Source organism: Roseovarius sp. E0-M6 (assembly GCF_037083845.1).
Classification (GTDB): domain Bacteria; phylum Pseudomonadota; class Alphaproteobacteria; order Rhodobacterales; family Rhodobacteraceae; genus Roseovarius.
This window is the reverse complement of the sequence record NZ_JBAPLA010000003.1, coordinates 25,936-44,297: the sequence shown is the minus strand read 5'-3', so window position 1 is coordinate 44,297 and position 18,362 is coordinate 25,936. Positions and strand designations below refer to the sequence as shown.

16 protein-coding genes and 1 pseudogene are annotated in these 18,362 nt (G+C 60.7%); 14 read left to right on the top strand and 3 right to left on the bottom strand.

Going from position 1 to position 18,362, the window contains the following annotated elements; all coding sequences use genetic code 11:
• Positions 1 to 12: 12 nt before the first annotated feature.
• From V8359_RS10025 to V8359_RS09995, 7 genes are all read left to right on the top strand, one after another.
• Positions 13 to 300, top strand: a complete 288-nt coding sequence (locus V8359_RS10025; protein ID WP_336428679.1) for a sarcosine oxidase subunit delta — start codon at positions 13 to 15, stop codon at positions 298 to 300.
• A complete protein-coding gene (locus V8359_RS10020; RefSeq protein WP_336428678.1) occupies positions 297 to 3,242 on the top strand; it encodes a sarcosine oxidase subunit alpha family protein in 2,946 nt (981 codons plus the stop codon). The genes V8359_RS10025 and V8359_RS10020 overlap by 4 nt, the downstream gene beginning before the upstream one ends.
• Positions 3,235 to 3,804: a sarcosine oxidase subunit gamma gene (locus V8359_RS10015; protein WP_336428677.1), complete on the top strand. Its 570-nt coding sequence runs from the start codon at positions 3,235 to 3,237 to the stop codon at positions 3,802 to 3,804. Before V8359_RS10020 ends, V8359_RS10015 begins: the two co-directional genes overlap by 8 nt.
• A gap of 28 nt (positions 3,805 to 3,832) precedes the next feature.
• A complete protein-coding gene (locus V8359_RS10010; protein ID WP_336428676.1) occupies positions 3,833 to 5,149 on the top strand; it encodes an NAD(P)/FAD-dependent oxidoreductase in 1,317 nt (438 codons plus the stop codon).
• 87 nt (positions 5,150 to 5,236) lie between these two features.
• Positions 5,237 to 6,040: a trypsin-like serine peptidase gene (locus V8359_RS10005; RefSeq protein ID WP_336428675.1), complete on the top strand. Its 804-nt coding sequence runs from the start codon at positions 5,237 to 5,239 to the stop codon at positions 6,038 to 6,040.
• Entirely contained in the window at positions 6,037 to 6,840 is an 804-nt protein-coding gene (locus V8359_RS10000) for a trypsin-like serine peptidase (protein WP_336428674.1), read from the top strand. The genes V8359_RS10005 and V8359_RS10000 overlap by 4 nt, the downstream gene beginning before the upstream one ends.
• Positions 6,841 to 6,968: 128 nt before the next feature.
• A complete protein-coding gene (locus V8359_RS09995; protein WP_336428673.1) occupies positions 6,969 to 7,427 on the top strand; it encodes an Hsp20 family protein in 459 nt (152 codons plus the stop codon).
• A 274-nt stretch (positions 7,428 to 7,701) separates the two neighbouring features.
• On the opposite strand, the gene V8359_RS09990 is transcribed toward V8359_RS09995, so the two are convergent.
• Positions 7,702 to 9,174 (bottom strand): NAD-dependent succinate-semialdehyde dehydrogenase, encoded by a 1,473-nt coding sequence (locus tag V8359_RS09990; protein ID WP_336428672.1) that lies wholly within the window; start codon positions 9,172 to 9,174, stop codon positions 7,702 to 7,704.
• 96 nt (positions 9,175 to 9,270) lie between these two features.
• Here V8359_RS09990 and V8359_RS09985 point away from each other — a divergent pair, with 96 nt between their 5' ends.
• Positions 9,271 to 10,059, top strand: a complete 789-nt coding sequence (locus V8359_RS09985) for an alpha/beta hydrolase (protein WP_336428671.1) — start codon at positions 9,271 to 9,273, stop codon at positions 10,057 to 10,059.
• On the opposite strand, the gene V8359_RS09980 is transcribed toward V8359_RS09985, so the two are convergent.
• On the bottom strand, positions 10,049 to 11,032 hold the full coding sequence (locus tag V8359_RS09980) for a P1 family peptidase (protein ID WP_336428670.1): 984 nt from the start codon (positions 11,030 to 11,032) through the stop codon (positions 10,049 to 10,051). The two genes, V8359_RS09985 and V8359_RS09980, sit on opposite strands and share 11 nt — an antisense overlap.
• A gap of 155 nt (positions 11,033 to 11,187) precedes the next feature.
• Between V8359_RS09980 and V8359_RS09975 the strand changes: the two genes are divergently transcribed.
• The 5 genes from V8359_RS09975 (at position 11,188) to cmk (ending at position 16,205) form a co-directional block, all read left to right on the top strand.
• Positions 11,188 to 12,429 (top strand): aminopeptidase P family protein, encoded by a 1,242-nt coding sequence (locus V8359_RS09975; RefSeq protein WP_336428669.1) that lies wholly within the window; start codon positions 11,188 to 11,190, stop codon positions 12,427 to 12,429.
• Between the two features lie 140 nt (positions 12,430 to 12,569).
• Positions 12,570 to 14,042, top strand: a complete 1,473-nt coding sequence (gene pdxR / locus V8359_RS09970; RefSeq protein WP_336429040.1) for a MocR-like pyridoxine biosynthesis transcription factor PdxR — start codon at positions 12,570 to 12,572, stop codon at positions 14,040 to 14,042.
• A gap of 63 nt (positions 14,043 to 14,105) precedes the next feature.
• Positions 14,106 to 14,498: a hypothetical protein gene (locus V8359_RS09965; RefSeq protein ID WP_336428668.1), complete on the top strand. Its 393-nt coding sequence runs from the start codon at positions 14,106 to 14,108 to the stop codon at positions 14,496 to 14,498.
• Positions 14,495 to 15,427 carry a sterol desaturase family protein gene (locus V8359_RS09960; RefSeq protein ID WP_336428667.1) on the top strand — a complete coding sequence of 311 codons (933 nt, stop codon included), beginning with the start codon at positions 14,495 to 14,497 and terminating at the stop codon, positions 15,425 to 15,427. Before V8359_RS09965 ends, V8359_RS09960 begins: the two co-directional genes overlap by 4 nt.
• Positions 15,428 to 15,578: 151 nt before the next feature.
• Entirely contained in the window at positions 15,579 to 16,205 is a 627-nt protein-coding gene (gene cmk, locus V8359_RS09955; RefSeq protein ID WP_336428666.1) for a (d)CMP kinase, read from the top strand.
• Here the strand turns inward: cmk and V8359_RS09950 are convergent.
• Complete coding sequence (locus V8359_RS09950) at positions 16,202 to 16,600, bottom strand: hypothetical protein (RefSeq protein ID WP_336428665.1); 399 nt, start codon at positions 16,598 to 16,600, stop codon at positions 16,202 to 16,204. The genes cmk and V8359_RS09950 overlap by 4 nt on opposite strands.
• Positions 16,601 to 17,232: 632 nt before the next feature.
• On the opposite strand from V8359_RS09950, the pseudogene V8359_RS09945 reads away from it, so the two are divergent.
• A pseudogene (locus V8359_RS09945) lies at positions 17,233 to 17,952 on the top strand (glutamine--fructose-6-phosphate transaminase (isomerizing)); the annotation flags it as partial.
• Between the last annotated feature and the right edge of the window lie 410 nt (positions 17,953 to 18,362).

The window sequence follows — 18,362 nt, the reverse complement described above, 5'->3', positions numbered from 1 at the left end:
GAGGGACAGAGCATGATCATCAATCACCCCCTTCTCGGCCCCCGCGATGCCGCTGAATTCATCTATCTGGGCGATGCTTCGCTGATTGATCGTCCCGGTTGGGAAGATCCAGACGCAGACGAGAAATTCTATGAATACGGATACTTGCGTGACAATCCGGCAGGCGCACATCAGGAACTCTGGTATCACGAACAGGGTGATCGCTCGTGGCTGGTTGTGACCCGCAACACACTGAGTCACGAAATCACCAATGTCGAACTGGCACGCGATGTGGCCAAATCCCGGGGACGTGACAGATGAGCCAGGTAAATCGTATCAATGGCGGCCTTATCGACCGCTCCAAAGTTCTGAACTTCTCGTTCAACGGGCGCAATATGCAGGGGCATCCGGGCGACACGCTGGTGTCCGCGCTTCTGGCCAATGGGCAGACCCTCGTGGGGCGGTCCTTCAAATACCACCGTCCACGCGGCATTCTCACCGCCGGATCGGAAGAGCCGAACGCCCTTGTTCACCTTCGATCCGGGGCCCATCAGGAGCCGAACACCCGCGCCACGGTGACCGAGCTTTTCGACGGGCTCACGGCCACGAGCCAGAACCACCGTGGCTCGCTGGAACACGATCTGATGGCGATCACCGACTTCGCGTCGCCGTTTCTGAGTGCCGGATTCTATTACAAGACGTTCATGTGGCCCAAGGCATTCTGGGAAAAGGTCTACGAACCCGCGATCCGCAAATCTGCCGGCCTTGGCAGGCTGTCGATGAAGGATGATCCAGACCGCTATGACAAGGGGTTCCTGCATTGCGATCTTCTGGTCATCGGCGCCGGGGCGGCCGGACTTTCCGCCGCGCTCACTGCGGCGCGATCGGGGGCGCGGGTCATTCTGGCCGACGAAGATTTCACTCCCGGCGGACGGCTTAATTCCGAAACGCTCAGCGTCGAGAACATGGCCGGCCAAGACTGGGCGCGCATGACCGTGGCGGAACTCGCCTCGATGCCAAACGTCCGGTTGATGACACGCACCACCGTGTATGGCGCCTATGATCACGGCACCTATGGCGCGCTGGAACGCTGCACCGATCACCTTGCCACGAGCGACGGCAAGCCGCGTCAGGTTCTCTGGCGGATTTACTCGAAACGCACGGTGCTTGCGGCAGGCGCGACGGAACGTCCCATCGCCTTTGGCAACAATGATCGACCGGGCATCATGATGGCGGGCGCGGTCCGGACATATGTCAACCGCTACGGCGTAGCCCCAGGCAGGGATGTCGCCGTTTTCACCAACAACGACGACGGCTGGCGCACGGCGGCAGACCTTGTTGCCCGGGGCGTCAATGTCACGACGATCATCGACAGCCGCGATGCCCCTGCGGTGATGAACATCGCCGGTGTGCGTCACATTCGCGCCACGGCCGTGATGGATACGGTCGGGCGCAAGGGCCTGAAATCCGTGACACTGACAAGTGGTCAGGTTGTGCCCTGCGATTGTCTTGCCGTTTCGGGGGGGTGGAATCCCAACGTCCACCTGACCTGTCACCAGCGTGGCCGCCCCGAATGGCGCGATGACATCTGTGCTTTCGTGCCCGGCGGGCCCCTTCCGGTCGGGATGGCCGTCGCGGGCGCGGCGAACGGTTCGATGACCCTTGGTGCGGCCCTTGCCGAAGGCCATGCCCAAGCCACCGCACAGCTTGATGCGCTTGGCGTCAAGGCCAAGGGCGACGCACCCACAGCCGAAGATGAACCGCGCGCTTGCGCCGCCTTTTGGCATGTCAAGGAAAGCACCAAACGCGCTTGGGTCGATCAGCAGAATGACGTGACCGTCAAGGACATCAAGCTTGCCAATCACGAAGGGTTTCGCTCGGTCGAACTCCTCAAGCGCTACACGACGATGGGCATGGCAACGGATCAAGGCAAAACGTCGAACATCGCGGGCCTTGCTATTCTCGCCGAGGCGTCGGGCAAGACGATCCCCGAGGTCGGCACCACCATTTTCCGCCCGCCCTATACGCCCGTGCCTCTTGGGGCGCTTGCCGGCCGCTGCCGGGGCGAGGATTTCCGCCCATACCGGCTCACGCCCTCGCACAAATGGGCCGAAGAAAACGGCGCAACCTTCGTCGAGGTCGGCAACTGGCTTCGGGCCCAATGGTTCGCCCGCCCCGGTGAGAAGGGCTGGCGCGACAGTGTCGATCGCGAGGCGCTGCAAACCCGACAGTCTGTCGGCATCTGCGATGTGACCACGCTGGGCAAGATCGACGTTCAGGGCAAGGACGCCGCCGAGTTTCTCAACAAAGTTTATGCCAATGCTTTCCTGAAATTACCGGTGGGCAAGGTGCGCTACGGGCTGATGCTGCGTGAGGACGGTATCTGTTACGATGACGGCACAACTGCGCGGATGGCCGAAAACCACTTCGTCATGACCACGACCACGGCCAATGCCGTGCTTGTGTTCCGCAGGCTCGAATTCGCGCGGCAGTGCCTCTGGCCGGGTCTTGACGTGCATCTGATTTCAACGACCGATGGCTGGGCACAGTTTGCCGTTGCGGGCCCCAACTCCCGGAGCCTCCTGCGCAAGGTGATTGATGAGGATCACGACATTTCGAACGAGGCATTCCCGTTCATGGGGTGCGGCGAAGTCACGGTCTGTGGCGGCATGCCCGCCCGCCTTTTCCGTATCTCGTTCTCGGGTGAATTGGCGTTCGAGATCGCGGTGCCGGCCCGCTATGGCAACTCGATGATGGACGTCCTTATGGAGGCTGGCCAAGAGTTCGATGCGGTGCCTTATGGCACAGAAGCCCTTGGCGTCATGCGAATCGAAAAGGGCCACGCGGCGGGAAATGAGCTGAACGGACAGACCACCGCGCTCAACCTCGGGCTTGGCGGGATGGTAAGCAAGAAGAAGGATTGCATCGGCCAAACCCTTAGCCAGCGGCCTGAAATGAATCGCGATGACGCGATCCGCCTTGTCGGGTTCCGCCCTGTGGATCGTGCGCGGAAACTCATCGCCGGATCGCACTTCATCACCCATGGCGACGATGCCACCATGTCCAACGATCAGGGTTGGATGACATCGGTGGCTTTCTCACCGTCGCTGGATCATTCCATCGGGCTGGGCTTCATCAAACGCGGGCATGAACGCATGGGCGAAATCGTTCGCGCCGTCAGCCCCGTTCATGACACCGAAATGGATGTCGAGATTGTCTCGGCCCACTTTATCGACCCCGAAGGAGAACGCCTCCGTGCCTGAGTTCAGCCTCGTCTCCACACCGCCGCTCTCTGGCACTGACCTGACATTCGGTGACAGCCGCGTCACGTCGCCTGCAGACCTTGCCATCGTTTCGTTCGCCTTGCCACTCGGAGGCGAGAGCGCGGCGAAGACGGCAATCAAGTCGGCCTATGGCGTGGCTGTGCCCGACGTCGGGAAATCGGTCGTCGCCAAAGATGAACAGGCCCGTCTCGTGCGTCTTTCTGTCGATCAGGGCTTCGTCATCTTCACCCACGACACCCCTGATGCCGAGCGCGTTGTCGCCGCCGCGATCAAAGGCAAGGCTTATACCACTGACCAGACAGATGTCTGGTGCGCACTCGAGATATCCGGCCCTTCGTGCCGCCGCGCGCTCGAACGCATTTGCCCCATCGACCTGCATCCTGACGCCTTCGCCGTGGGTGATGCGGCGCGCACGACGATGGAGCATCTGGGCACCCTGATCATTCGCACGGATGAACACACATTCCTCTTGCTCTCGGCCAGCTCCTCGGCAGGATCGTTCCTGCATGCGGTTGAAACGTCCTTCCAAAACGTGATGTGACGTCACCGCTCAGAGCGGGAGTTGGGTAATGGTGAACTTCACCGACGAAGCGGCGATCGGCACCCCTTATTGGTGGGAAGCACTACGCGAAACGGCGGCACCCGAGACCGCGGATTTGCCCGCTCATGTGGACCTTCTCGTCATAGGTGCGGGATACACGGGGCTTTCCGCGGCTCTCGCGGCACAGGACTGCGGTGCCTCGGTCGCCGTCGTCGATGCCGGTGAGCCCGGCACCGGGGCCTCGACCCGGAATGGCGGTATGTTCGGAGCGCATCCGCGCCTCAGCTGGAGCAGGCTCGCGGCACAGTTCGGCCCCGGCACCGCCGATTCGCTTTTTGCCGAGGCCGCCCCCGCACGCGATTTCGTTCTGGATCTGATCACGCGTCACGGCATTTCTTGTGACCTACAGGAAACAGGGCGCATTCAACTGGCCTGGACGCGTTCGCATGCCCAAGCGCAATCCCGCCTCGCCGACGATATCCGCGCCAAGAGCGACGTGCCGATAGATGTGCTCGACCGGGACGCCATGTCGCGTGAGATCACCACCGAACGCTATTTCGGCGGGCTTCTGTTCGCGGACCATTGTGCGATCCATCCGGCAAAATTTCACCGGGGACTGTGGCGCGCCGCCGCGCAGAAGGGGATCGCGGTTTGCGGCAACGCGGCGGTATCAGCCTATGAGCGCAGCACCAAGGGGTTCACCGTTCGAACCGCCTGCGGGGACATCACCGCCGAAAAAATTGTCCTCGCCACCAACGGCTATACCACGCTGCCGTTTCGGTGGCATCTGGCTCGGGTTTTTCCCCTGCCATCGTATATAATCGCGACGGAAGAGCTACCTTCCAACCTGATCGGTCACCTTGCGCCCGGTCGCCGCATGATGGTCGAAACACGCGCGCGCCACAGCTATTTCCGCCTCTCGCCCGATGGCAAGCGTGTTCTCTTTGGCGGCCGGGCCTCGATGCGCCATGTCCCGCTTGAGGTGGCAGCGCGCCGGCAACACGAAACAATGTGCGAAATCTGGCCTGAACTCGAAGACATCCGACTCAGCCACGTCTGGACGGGTAACACCGGCTATGCCTTTACCGAAATGCCCCATATCGGTGAGGATACCGGCCTGTATTATGCCATGGGGTTTTCGGGGTCGGGCACGGTCATGGCACCCTATCTCGGGGCGAAGGCCGCGTTCCGGGCCATGGGCGACGCGCGCGGACACACCGCCTATGCCGACACACGGTTCAAGCGGCACTGGCTTCACCCGACGACAAAGCCGCATTTCCTGCGCGCCGCCGATCTGTGGTATCGCACATGGGTGGACACGCGGGACCGAATGCAGGGGCGCTAAAGCTTTGGCGGTGAAAATCGTTCCGCGCCAAAGTTTCGCCTCAAACCGCTGCTAGGTGCGTCTGAAACATTCTATGGAGAAATGTGGATGCTGCGTGCTGTTCTGGGTCTTGTGGCAATTCTTGCATGTAACGCCGCCACAGCTCAGGATACGAACCTGAAGCGTCTCGATACCGGCGACGACGGCAAGGGTTGGGAGGCGGTCGGTCGTCTCGATCTTGATGGGCTTGGCTTTTGCACCGGGGTAATGATTGCCCCGGATCAGGTGCTGACCGCCGCACATTGCCTTTTTGACCGCAAAACAGGCACCCGAATCGACCCCGCGAAGATCGAATTTCTGGCCGGATGGCGCAACGGTCGCGCTCAGGCCTATCGGTGGGTGCGGCGCGCTGTGATCCACCCCGAATATGACTTTGAGCGGGCGGGCACCACCGAGCGCGTGCGCAACGATGTCGCGCTTCTTGAATTGCATCACCCCATCCGCAACGGTCGCGTCGAACCCTTCCAAACCGATCGCCGACCCCGTCAAGGTCAACATATCGGCGTGGTGTCCTACGCAAAGGGCAGGTCAGAGGCGCCGTCACTTCAGGAAACATGCGATGTGATCACCCGGCACCAAGGCGTTCTGGTCATGTCGTGCGACGTGGATTTCGGCGCGTCCGGCGCCCCGGTCTTCAGCTTCGAAGGCGGCGTGCCACGCGTGGTTTCGGTGGTCTCGGCCATGGCTCAGGTAGATGGGCAAAAGGTATCGCTCGGAACCCAACTCGAAGCGCCACTTGCCGCGCTACGGGCACAGCTCAATGCCGGTCACGGTGTGTTTCAGCCCTCCGCGCCCAGCATGAGTGGCGTCACCAAGAAACGCGCCACCGGCGCCAAATTCGCCAAGCCATGACGATGCGTTTTTGCCTTGCCATACTCGCCCTGTGCATGGCCCTTCCGGCCCATGCGGGAAGTGGCTTGATCCGGCTGACCGACCGCGATGACCTTTTCGGGTGGGAGGCGGTCGGGCGCGTGGAGATCGGCCAGACCGGCTATTGCACAGGCGCGCTGATCGCCCCTGATCTGGTGCTCACTGCCGCGCATTGCGTGTATGACGACACGGGCGCATCAGTCCCGGCAAGCGGGCTATCGTTTCGGGCCGGCCTCCGGGACGGCAAGTTCATTTCACAAAGCGACATCGCAGTGGTGGCGGCGCATCGCGATTACAAGTCCAATGCGCCCCTGACAAATGCCAATATCCGTTACGACGTGGCCCTGCTGCGCCTCACCGATCCGATACCGGCCGCGACGGCCAGCCCGTTTCGCCTGTCGCGCCATTACGACGCGGGACAGACTGTCAGCGTGGTGTCCTACGGTCAGGGGCGCGACGCGGCCCTGTCCTGGCAACGTGAATGCGGCGTTCTTGAAACCGCCCGTGACCTCATGGCCTTCGATTGCAATGTCACGTTCGGGTCGTCCGGCGCACCCGTTTTCGTGCGCGAGGGCGGGCACCCGCGCATCCTGTCGCTTATCTCCGGCGGGGGAGCACATGAGGGCCGCCGCATCGCATTCGGCATGTCGCTGCCACAGGTTGTGGACCGGTTGAAACGCGATCTGCGCTCGGTGCGAACCGCGCCCGCGACTCCGTCGGCCAAGCGCGTCCGCGTGGGTCAGGGTGGCGGCGCGGCAGGTGCGAAATTCGCCAAGCCCTGAGCCTCTTGAAACGGCGAAATCCCTGCCCACATATCAAGAGTTCAGCGCCAATATCGGGCTGAACACGCACCGCCTGTCCCTCAGGGGAAGGCACTCATAACTGGTATCGCTCAAACGGAGGATAACCCATGCGTAGCTTTGATCTCGCACCCCTTTACCGGGCCAGCATCGGCTTTGACCAAGTTGCCGACATGATGGACCGTGTGCTGTCCAATGACGGCACGGCCCCCACCTATCCGCCCTACAACATCGAAAAGACGGCCGATGATGCGTATCGCATTTCCATCGCGGTTGCCGGCTTCACGGGCGACGAGCTTTCGGTCGAAGTCAAGGAAGGCGCCCTTCTTGTGTCGGCACGCAAAGCCGAGCACGAAAACACAGACCGCACCTATCTGCATCGCGGCATCGCGACCCGCGCGTTCGAACGCAGGTTTCAGCTTGCGGACCATGTTCAGGTGACCGGAGCCGTTCACGAAAACGGAATGCTTCACATCGAACTGCACCGGGAAATTCCCGAAGCGCTCAAACCGCGCCAGATCGAGATTGCGAAGTCCGACACCAAGACGCTTGAAGCCACGGTCAACTGATCGCGGCCGCGGCGCAAGTCGTTGCAGGGGCGTGCCTTATGGCGCGCCCTTTTTGTTTTCATATCGACCGGCACACTTAGAAACATATGCTGTCACAAAATAGCTGCGGCGACGGACCCGTGCCCCGCCGCCGCGCTATTTTCTAATTGATAAACAGATCTCTAAAGCGTTCCGCCTTTAACCCGATACATCAGCGAAAGGCGGAACGCGTGCAACGATTGGATGCAGCACGGCGTTTCGCGAAAGGCTGTGATTCAGGTTTTCGCGAAACGCTTTAAACAGACATGCAGATGTATTTCATTTCAAGGAATTCGTCGATTCCGTGATGGCTTCCTTCACGCCCAAGGCCCGATTGTTTCACACCGCCGAACGGCGCGACCTCGGTCGAGATGATGCCGGTATTCACACCGACGATCCCGTATTCAAGCGTTTCGGCCACTTTGTAGACCCGGCTCAAATCCTTGGCATAGAAATACGAGGCAAGGCCGAAAATCGTGTCGTTTGCCATTTCGATCACGTCGTCCTCATCCTCGAACTTGAACAGCGGTGCGAGCGGTCCGAACGTCTCGTCCGTGGCGATCATCATCTCCTGTGTGACTCCGGTCAGGATGGTGGGCGGCAGGAAATGGCCCTCTCCCTTCATCGCCTGACCGTCGCCCAGAATGATCTGCGCGCCCTTCTCGGTGGCGTCGGCCACATGTTCCTGAACCTTGTCGATGGCATCCGAATTGATCAGCGGGCCAAGTTGTGTTCCCTCCTCAAGGCCATCACCGACCGCCATATCACTGACTTTCGCCTTCAGGCGCTTGGCGAACTCGTCATAGACGCCAGCTTGAACATAGATGCGGTTGGCACAAACACAGGTCTGACCATTGTTGCGGAACTTGCACATGATCGCGCCTTCGACGGCCGCATCGAGATCGGCATCGTCAAACACGATGAAGGGGGCGTTGCCACCCAGTTCCATCGAGCATTTCATCACTTGATCCGCGGCCTGCCGCAGAAGAATACGCCCCACTTCGGTCGAGCCGGTGAAGGTCAGCTTGCGCACGCCGGGGTTTTCGCAGAACTCCTTGCCCACAGCGGACGAGCTGGACGAGGTGACGACGTTGAAGACACCCGCCGGAATGCCCGCCCGCTCGGCCAAGACACCCAGAACAGTCGCCGAGAGCGGCGTCTCGGCGGCGGGGCGACCGACAAAGGCGCATCCGGCCGCCAAGGCGGGCGCGGCTTTGCGCGTGATCATCGCGGTTGGAAAATTCCAGGGCGTGATGCTTGCCGCCACGCCGATGGGCTGCTTTATCACGGTGATGCGTTTGTCACGCTGATGGCCGGGGATCGTCTCGCCATAGACGCGCTTGGCTTCTTCACCGAAGAATTCGATAAAGCTCGCGCCATAACCGATCTCGCCTTTGGCTTCGGCCAGCGGCTTGCCTTGTTCGGCGGTCAGGATCGTGGCCAGATCGTCGGCGTTCTCGGTCATCAGGTCGAACCATTTGCGCAGGACGGCCGCGCGCTCCTTGCCGGTCCACTTCGCCCATTCCTTCTGGGCGGCGAGGGCGGCGTCAATGGCCTTGGCCACCTCGGCACGACTCAGGTCGGCGACCTTGGCGATCACGTCGCCCCGTGCCGGGTTCGTCACATCGAACGTGCCGTCCTCACCATCGACCCAGGCGCCGTTCACATAGGCTTTCTCGGCCAGAAGGCTTGGATCCTTCAGTAGCGATTTGAGGTTCGTTTCACTCATGGCGATCTCCCTTGCATCTCACATCTATTCGTCTCTCGCATAGGCAAAGCAGGTTGCGGTAAGGTTGTCCAGTGCCGCCACCAGAAGGAGCGCGAGATGGACTGGGACGATGCCTATGCGAACCTGCCGTATATACCGGATGCCGATCATCTCCTCACCCGATGGGAGGCGGATGCAGCGGCCTATCGCGACGCCCTGAGCCAGACCGACAAGGCCGCGCTCGGTATCTCATACGGCCCGTCGGCCCGCATGGCCTATGATCTTTTTCTCCCCGAAGGGCCCACCAAGGGGCTGTGCGTGTTCGTTCACGGGGGATACTGGGTAAAATTCGACCGGTCGATGTGGTCGCATTTCGCCGAAGGGATGCGCGCACAGGGCTATGCGGTGGCAATGCCGTCCTACGATCTATGCCCTGCCGTCACCATTCCCCAGATCACCGCTCAGGTCGCGACCGCGATCGCGCGGGCAGCGGCCCATACCGACGGGCCTATCATCCTTGTGGGTCACTCGGCGGGTGGGCACCTCGTGGCGCGGATGTGCGTGCCGGGGGTGCTGCCCGACAAGGTCGCCGACCGGATCGCGCATGTCATGCCAATCTCGCCCGTCTCGGACCTGCGCCCCCTGCTCAACACCGCGATGAACGAAGACTTCTGTCTCGGCCCCGAGACCGCGCGCACAGAAAGCCCGGCACTTCAGGTGCCGCGCAATCTACGTGTCACGGTTTGGGTCGGCGGCGCAGAACGGCCCGTTTTCCTCGATCAGGCGCGTTGGCTCGCAGAAGCTTGGAAGGCTGGTCACGTGGTCGCGGCAGAGCGGCATCACCTTAACGTGCTCGCCCCGCTGCTCGACCCCGAAAGCAGCATGGTCCGGACGCTCATCTCGTGAACGCCGCTTGCCAACACGGCACCACGTCACCCGGCTCCGGGCCTGCCTCGTAAACCGCGCGCGCGATGGCCCGCGCCATACAGATTGCCCCCGCATGTCCAAGCGTCAGAAGGTCGGCCACACCACCCACATCCCGTGCCCCCGTTGCCGCGGCGAAAACGGCATCGCCGTCCATAGGTGTATGTGATGGCACAAGCGCCCGCGCGAACCCGTCATGCGCTGCGACGGCCATGCGCGTGGCCTGCGCCTGTGTGAGCGCGGCATCCGTGGCCACGATCCCGATGGTCGTCGCCTCGTGCTGTCCAAGCTTGGTCGCCGGCCACATGTCGGTCTTCCCGACACCCAGCCCGCCGAACTCGCCCCCGATTTCCCAAGGCGCGGCCCAGAACTCCGGGCCTTCGCCCATGATGGCCGTGCCCACGGCGTTGACCGCGACCAGCGCCCCGACAGTATGCCCGGACTTCAGCACGAGAGAGGCCGAACCCAGCCCACCCTTGAGCGTTGCGGTAAGCGCGCCCGTGCCTGCACCGTCACTGCCCAGCGCGAAATCGGTGCCGGCAGCGGCCAGCGCCGCTTGGCCAAGCGGCTTGTAGGGGTTTTCCTGCCAACTCTTGTCGCCCCCATTGAGCAGATCGAAAAGAATGGCCCCCGGCACGATGGGAACCCGCACATCCCCCACCACAAAGCCGCGTCCCGCCTTTCGGAGCCCGTCGGCCACACCGGACGCAGCATCAAGACCAAAGGCTGAGCCACCGGACAGAACCAGCGCGTCCACCTCTTCCACCAACTTGTCGGGCGAGAGCAGATCAGTTTCGCGTGTGCCCGGCGCGCCGCCCATAACATGCACACCGGCGACAAAGGGCGCATCGCCCAAAAGAACGGTCACACCAGTCTTCATGCGTGCATCGCGGGCATTGCCGACACGCAATCCCGGCACATCGGTGATCAAGTTTCTTGCACCCGCGATTGCCATCAAGCCACCTTTCGTCCTGCCCTCATACATCTTGCCAGAATCCATGAATTGAGCAATAAGCCTCATGGGTCCGGGCGATGGCGTCGCCCCTTATGGCCTTTTGTATCCCAATCAGTCCTGAACGCCGGGACCTTTCTTTGCGAAGGAGGGTCACTATGACTGCAGATCCGCAAACCATTGAACTCAACGGCGGCGCTCGCCCCGAGATGTATCGTTTCCACAACGGGGAAAAGGCGCCTCTTGCATTTGACGTGGCCGAATACGAGGCCCGAATCGCGGGATTGCGCGCGATCATGAACACGGCGGGTGTCGATGCGTGCGTTTTCACGTCCATGCATAACATCGCCTATTATTCGGGCTTTCTCTATTGTGCGTTCGGCCGGCCCTATGGCCTTGTCGTCACGCAAGGCGATTGCGTCACCATCAGTGCGGGCATCGACGCGGGCCAGCCGTGGCGCCGAAGCTTTTGCGACAACATCACCTACACCGACTGGCAACGTGACAATTACTGGCGTGCGGTGCGCGCGGTTGCCGGCGACGGCGGCGTCGTGGGCTTCGAAGGCGACCACCTCACACTGCAACAGCGCGACAAGCTGGAACACTTTCTCAGCCCGTCACAAACCGTTGATATCGCCGCCCGCACCATGCGCCAGCGGATGCACAAATCCCAAGCCGAGATCGACCTGATCCGCAAATGCTGCAAGATTGCCGATGTCGGCGGATACGCGATCAGGGAGGCCGTGCGCGAAGGCACGCGCGAAATCGACGTGGCCATTGCCGGAAGCGACGCGATGGAGCTTGAAATCGCACGTGTCTTTCCCGATGCGGAATACCGCGACACATGGGTCTGGTTTCAGTCCGGCGTGAACACCGACGGGGCCCATAATCCGGTGACAGGCCGCGTGTTGCGACGCGGCGACATCCTGTCGCTCAACACCTTCCCGATGGTTTCGGCCTATTACGTCGCGCTCGAACGCACCATGTTCGTCGGTGAGGTGGATGCCGCCAGCCGCAAGATATGGGAGGCCAATGTCGCGGCGCATGAATACGGCATGTCCCTACTGAAACCCGGAATGTCCTGTGCCGAGGTGACGGCGAAAATCAATGACTTCCTGGCCGAGCGCGACCTGCTGCAATACCGCACGTTTGGCTATGGTCATTCGTTCGGGGTGCTGTCGCATTACTATGGCCGCGAGGCGGGTCTTGAACTGCGCGAGGATATCGACACGGTGCTCGAACCCGGCATGGTGATCTCGATGGAGCCCATGCTCACCATCGGTGAGGGCAGCCCCGGTGCGGGCGGTTACCGCGAACATGACGTGCTGATCATTACCGAAGAGGGCAACGAAAACATCACCGGCTATCCCTACGGCCCTGAGTTCAACGTCGTGGGATAAATCTAGCCTTGGCGCGCAGTGAAAGGGCGGTCATGCGGCCGCCCTTTGTTCATAGCGCATACCCCGATAGGCTCTGGCCACCTGCGGGCGGCATGTAATGCCAGATTGCACCCCCGCTAGGTCCAGTTTATCTGTTGCAAATGGTTGTCCCCGTTGAAACCTTTTTTCTTGCGCCGGATGGCGAAGGCACGCTTCAGGCGCGCATTCAGCAGATGATCGCCGAAGGCATCCTTTCCGGCCGTTTTGAAAAGGGTGAAAAGCTTCCCTCCTCGCGCAAGCTGGCCGAGCATTTGGGGGTGAGCCGGATCACCGTGACCCTTGCCTATACCGAGCTTCAGGCAAACGACTATCTGACATCGCGCGACCGCTCAGGCTTTTACGTGTCCGACAATGCGCCCGAGCCCACTGACTTTCCCACCGCGCCGGTGCGTCAGGATGCGATCGACTGGTCACGCGCACTTGGGCGGCGCTATACCGGCGGAGCGACCCCGGAAAAACCTCAGGATTGGGCCGCGTATCCCTATCCTTTCATTTACGGTCAGAGCGATCCCAAACTTTTTGATCATGCCAACTGGCGTCATTGCGCGTTGCGGGCCTTGGGGCAAAAGGACTTTCAGGCACTGACCGCGGATTACTACGACCGCGACGACAGCAAGCTTGTCGAGTTCATCCTGCGGCACACCCTGCCCCGGCGCGGCATACGGGCGGAGCCGGATGAAATTCTGATCACGATGGGGGCGCAGAACGCGCTTTGGTTGACCGCGCAAGTACTTTTGACACAGCGTCGCACGGCGGTGATCGAAGACCCCTGCTTCCATGCGCTGCGCGATATCCTGATGCAGTCGCGCTGCCATCTCACAGCGGTCCCTGTCGATGGTGACGGGTTGCGGCCCGAAGCCCTTCCCGACCGCGCCGATGTCATCTTCACGACCCCGAGCCACCAGTCGCCCACCAACGCCACCATGCCCATGGCCCGACGCGAGGCCCTGCTCTCCAAGGCGCGCGATATGGAGGCGCTTATCGTCGAGGACGACTACGAGTTCGAAGTGTCATTTCTGCGCGCCCCGTCGCCCGCGCTCAAATCGCTCGATCCCGACGGGCGTGTGATTTACGTGGGAAGTTTTTCCAAATCCATCTTTCCCGGTTTGCGCTTGGGGTATCTTGTCGGGCCGCGCGCGTTTGTGCGCGAAGCACGGGCATTGCGTACTTCGGTGCTGCGCCATCCCCCCGGCCATATTCAGCGTACGACGGCCTATTTTCTTTCGTTAGGTCATTACGATGCGCTCATTCGGCGGATGGGACAGACCTTTGCACGCCGCCGCAGCGCAATGGTCGAAGCACTGGATCATCACGGCCTCGGGATCGAAGGCACCGGCATGTTCGGCGGATCGTCGATCTGGATGCGCGCGCCCGACGGCGTGGACACCCGCGCGCTTGATGCCGCACTTCGCAGCCAAGGCGTGCTGATCGAGCCGGGCGCGCCCTTCTTTCATCGCGATCCGCCGCCCCGGAATTTTTACCGACTCGCCTATTCATCCATCCCGAGCGAGCGCATTCGCGACGGCATCGCCATTCTCGCGCGGGAAATCGGACGACAAGCCGGCCAAGGGTAACGTAACGCCCTCTTTGACAACGCCGCCGGGCAGCGTTCTAATTCACCCCACGGGAGAGACCTCATGCCTCTGGAAATATTGCTGCCGCTGGTCGTTATGGGGATTGCGGGCATAGCCTTTACTCTGCATTTCCTTGGACTTACCGATGGTCCGGGGCTGTCCAGTGATGATGCGGCCCGCAAAGCATGGGCCCGCGAGTTCCCCGATGCCCCGGCGACGAATGTCGCGCGGTCGATCACCGGGCGCGCCGCGCTTGTCGAAACGGGCGATCGTCTTGGCATCGTCTGGCGCTTTGGGGCCGACACAACCGCCCGCGATCTTGAGGGGGCCGAGGCGCAGGTGCAGAATGACACGTTGATCCTTCTCCTGCCGGACTATGGCGCGCGACGGATCAAGCTGCACCTCGCCCCCGGTGAGGCCGAGGCGTGGGCGGAAACGATAGGACAAAAGACATGATGGACACGCTCAACTTTCCCAAGGTCACGGAGATTGCCGTGCCCCTTTTCATCGCCGCCATCCTGATCGAGCTTTTGTGGATCGTGATCAAGGGTCGCGGCGGACGCTATGAAACCCGTGACGCCGTGACCTCGCTTATCATGGGGGCGGGAAACGTGGCCTCCGGCATCCTGCTCGGCTTTGTCGCCTATGGGTTTTTCATGCTGCTTTGGCGCATTACGCCACTTGATCTGGGAACCTCGGTCTGGGTCATCTTGCTGTGCTTCGTGCTCGACGATCTGCGCTATTACTGGGTGCATCGGTTTGGGCACCGTATCCGCTGGGTCTGGGCCAGCCACGTCAATCACCATTCATCACAGCATTACAATCTCACCACCGCACTCCGGCAGACATGGACCGGCACATTTACCTTCATGATGGTGGTGCGCGCGCCGCTGATTCTGTTGGGTTTCCATCCGGCGATGGTGCTGTTCGTGGGCGGGCTCAACCTTGTTTACCAGTTCTGGATTCACACCGAAGCGATCGGGCGGATGCCCCGCTGGTTCGAGGCGGTGATGAACACACCGTCACACCACCGTGTTCACCATGGCCGCAACGCGCGCTACCTCGATGCCAACTATGCCGGGGTCTTCATCATCTGGGACAAAATTTTCGGCACTTTCGTCCCCGAGCAGGACCGCGAAAAGGTCGATTATGGCCTTGTCCGCAATATCGGCACCTTCAATCCGATCCGCGTGGCGTTTCACGAATGGGTAGGGATATTCAAGGACGTGACCCAACCGGGGCTCACGTGGCGCGAGCGCTGGATGTATTGCGTGGCCCCGCCGGGATGGAGCCATGATGGCAGTCGTGACACCTCCGAAACCATCAAGCGCAAGCATTTGGAACGCCATCCCGAAGATCGGGGAACACCGGGGTTCGAGGCCTGACTCAGCAACCTCAAGGGCTTGAATCGTATGGGCTTTCCGAAATGAAGCCGACGCGGCACCACGATCACGTCAACGCGTGAACCGGGAAATCTCCGGCATGGCATGACCCATTTCTGTTGCGGCTCTTGCGCGAAACGCCTAGTCAAATCCCATGATAAACCGTGCTTTCACCGTCGCCATTGATGGCCCCGCCGCCGCAGGAAAAGGGACCGTGTCGCGCGCGATTGCCGCGCATTTCGGCTTTGCACATTTGGACACCGGATTGCTTTATCGTGCGACCGGATTGCGCACGCTGGACGGCACGGAGGCCGTTGAGGCGGCACGCGCCCTGCGCGCTTCGGACCTTGATGACGACGACGCGCTGCGCACCCCCGACGTGGCCCAAGCGGCAAGCCGGGTGGCGGCGCTACCTGACGTTCGGGCAGCATTGGTTGACTTTCAGCGCGCGTTCGCGCGGCGCGGAGGTGGCGCGGTTCTCGATGGGCGCGACATCGGCACGGTGATCTGCCCCGACGCGGATGTGAAGCTTTACGTGACCGCGTCAGACGAAGTGCGGGCCGAGCGGCGGCATAGGGAGCTTTGCGGAAAAGGACATGAGGTGACCCGCGAACAGGTGTTGGCGGACCTGAGATCACGCGACGAACGCGACAGCGCGCGGGCGGCTGCGCCGCTCAAGCCCGCGCCGGATGCCATACAGCTCGACACCTCGGAAATGAGCATCGAGGATGCCGTCGCCGCCGCGATCGCCGAGGTGGCGCAGCGTATCGACAGCGCCTAAACGATCGGCACCAGCGACTCCCGCTCCCCGAGCAGCCAGCGGATCACGTCGATATAGTCGATCACGAGCGAGACCCCGAGGGTCAGCACGAACACCCATGCGATAATGCGCGCCGCCCCGGTCAGCCCGGCGAGCCGTGGCCATATCCAGATCAGGAGCGGCGTCCAGAGCACCACATGAACAAGGCCCAAGAGCCGCACATACCCCCACATGTTGTAGGCCCAATTCATTGCCACCGCTGTGAGTAGCGCCACGGCCAGTGCGACCAGACCGATCCGGCGGCTTTGCCGAAAGGCGATCAGAGCAAGCGGCGCAAGGAACATAACGCCCACCAGCCAAGCGAACCAGATTTGCAAATGGTCGGGCTGGGTGGCTGCGGCTTGGGAAAAAGACATTGGCGCACCTCCTTTGTCGCCCCATGAAATGATATCCGACATGGCTTTGACAAGAGAGGCTTCGGACCGAACCGAGAGCGGCACTGCGGCGCCCATTCGTTACCGGAATATGAACACCGGGACCGAACTGTCGGGCGCGACGCCGCGACTCATAGGTTATCGGCAGGAAAACAAGGAGTTTCGAGCGTCGGCATCCACGTCGGTATTCACGTCGGTATTACGTCGGTGCATTGGCGCGGTCCGGCCCGGGTAACGGGGCGCGCGGTGCGGTAACTGGACAGATCGAACAGGATTGAACGTGAAAATCAGGGGTGAATTTTCATGGGCGGGAGCAGATCAGCCCCGCCAAACCGCGCCCCAGCGCGCGCCGCACCTGTGCCCTAAAGGGTTTCGCCTTTGACCCGAGACATCCGCGAAAGGGAGAAACACGTGCAACGCCTGAATGTCGCGCTGCGCTTGGCTTCCAAGGGCGGCAATGGGGAGGGGGCGGAGTTTGCAAAGTTGTGGGCCGCTTTGACGATCCTTGCGAGAGTCAGCATACCAACCCATGAGAGTTCAGTTCTGGTAAACCTCTGACAGACACAGTAGGATTTCCAAGGGTCAGCCATCTGCCAATTCAAGTCGGAAACTTCATGTGCGGAATCGTCGGTATACTCAGTGACAAAGAAGCCGCGCCGATTCTGATTTCAGCTTTGCAGAGATTGGAATACCGTGGATACGATAGCGCGGGCATTGCAACCATAAACGAGAAAGGCGAACTTCATCGTCGTCGCGCGGTGGGAAAACTCGCAAATCTGTCTGATGTCTTGGTTCACGATCCGTTAACCGGAAAGTCTGGCATTGGTCACACCCGGTGGGCGACACATGGTGCACCAAGTGAGCATAACACTCACCCCCAACGTGCGGGTTCCGTCGCCGTAGTTCATAATGGTATTATTGAAAATTACCGAGAGCTTCGCGCGTCACTTGCAGACGAAGGCTACAATGGTGAATCCGAAACCGATACTGAAGTTGTAGCCCTTTCAACACAGCGGTTAATTGATTTGGGAGCTTCACCGTCCAAAGCTGCTGTCGAAACAATAAAAAGTCTCGAGGGGGCCTTTGCGTTGGCGTTTCTTTTTGATGGTGAGAGGGATCTAATTGTCGCCGCGAGAAAAGGGTCACCGCTGGCTATAGGCATTGGCGATGACGAAAAGTTCGTTGGTTCGGCTGAAATTGCCCTCGGGCGTCTCACGAACAAAATAGTCTATCTCGAAGAAGGTGACATTGCTTTCGTTTCCCGCGAGGAGCTATCGATAACTGATGTAGAAGGCACGGAAGTTGATAGAGCTGTTCGGACCATTGATCTTGAGCCTGAAGTTGAAGATGTATCGGCAACTATCGGAGAGGGATCGGAAACACTGAAATCCACGACGGTATTCAAAGTCGAAGATGTCCAGGCCGTTGCAAGAGAAAACTCAGTTTCGGTCTATCTCAATCTGATTGCGCTTGAGGAACAGGTTAGTGGGTTTATTGAGAGGGTAAGAGGTAGTAATTCTCTAAATCCCGACCAAAAGGACAGATATCTTACCTTCTTGGTTCAACATCAGAAGAACATAAGCGACTTGGCATCATCTCTGCCTGACGCAGACGATGAACTTGACCACAAGCAAGCAGAAGTTACAGCGACGTACTTAGAAAACTACTGGGAACACCTTCGGGAGAACATCGGTGAATTTCTTTCCGCAGAACGGACCGCAGGATTAACCGTCCCTCTTGGAAT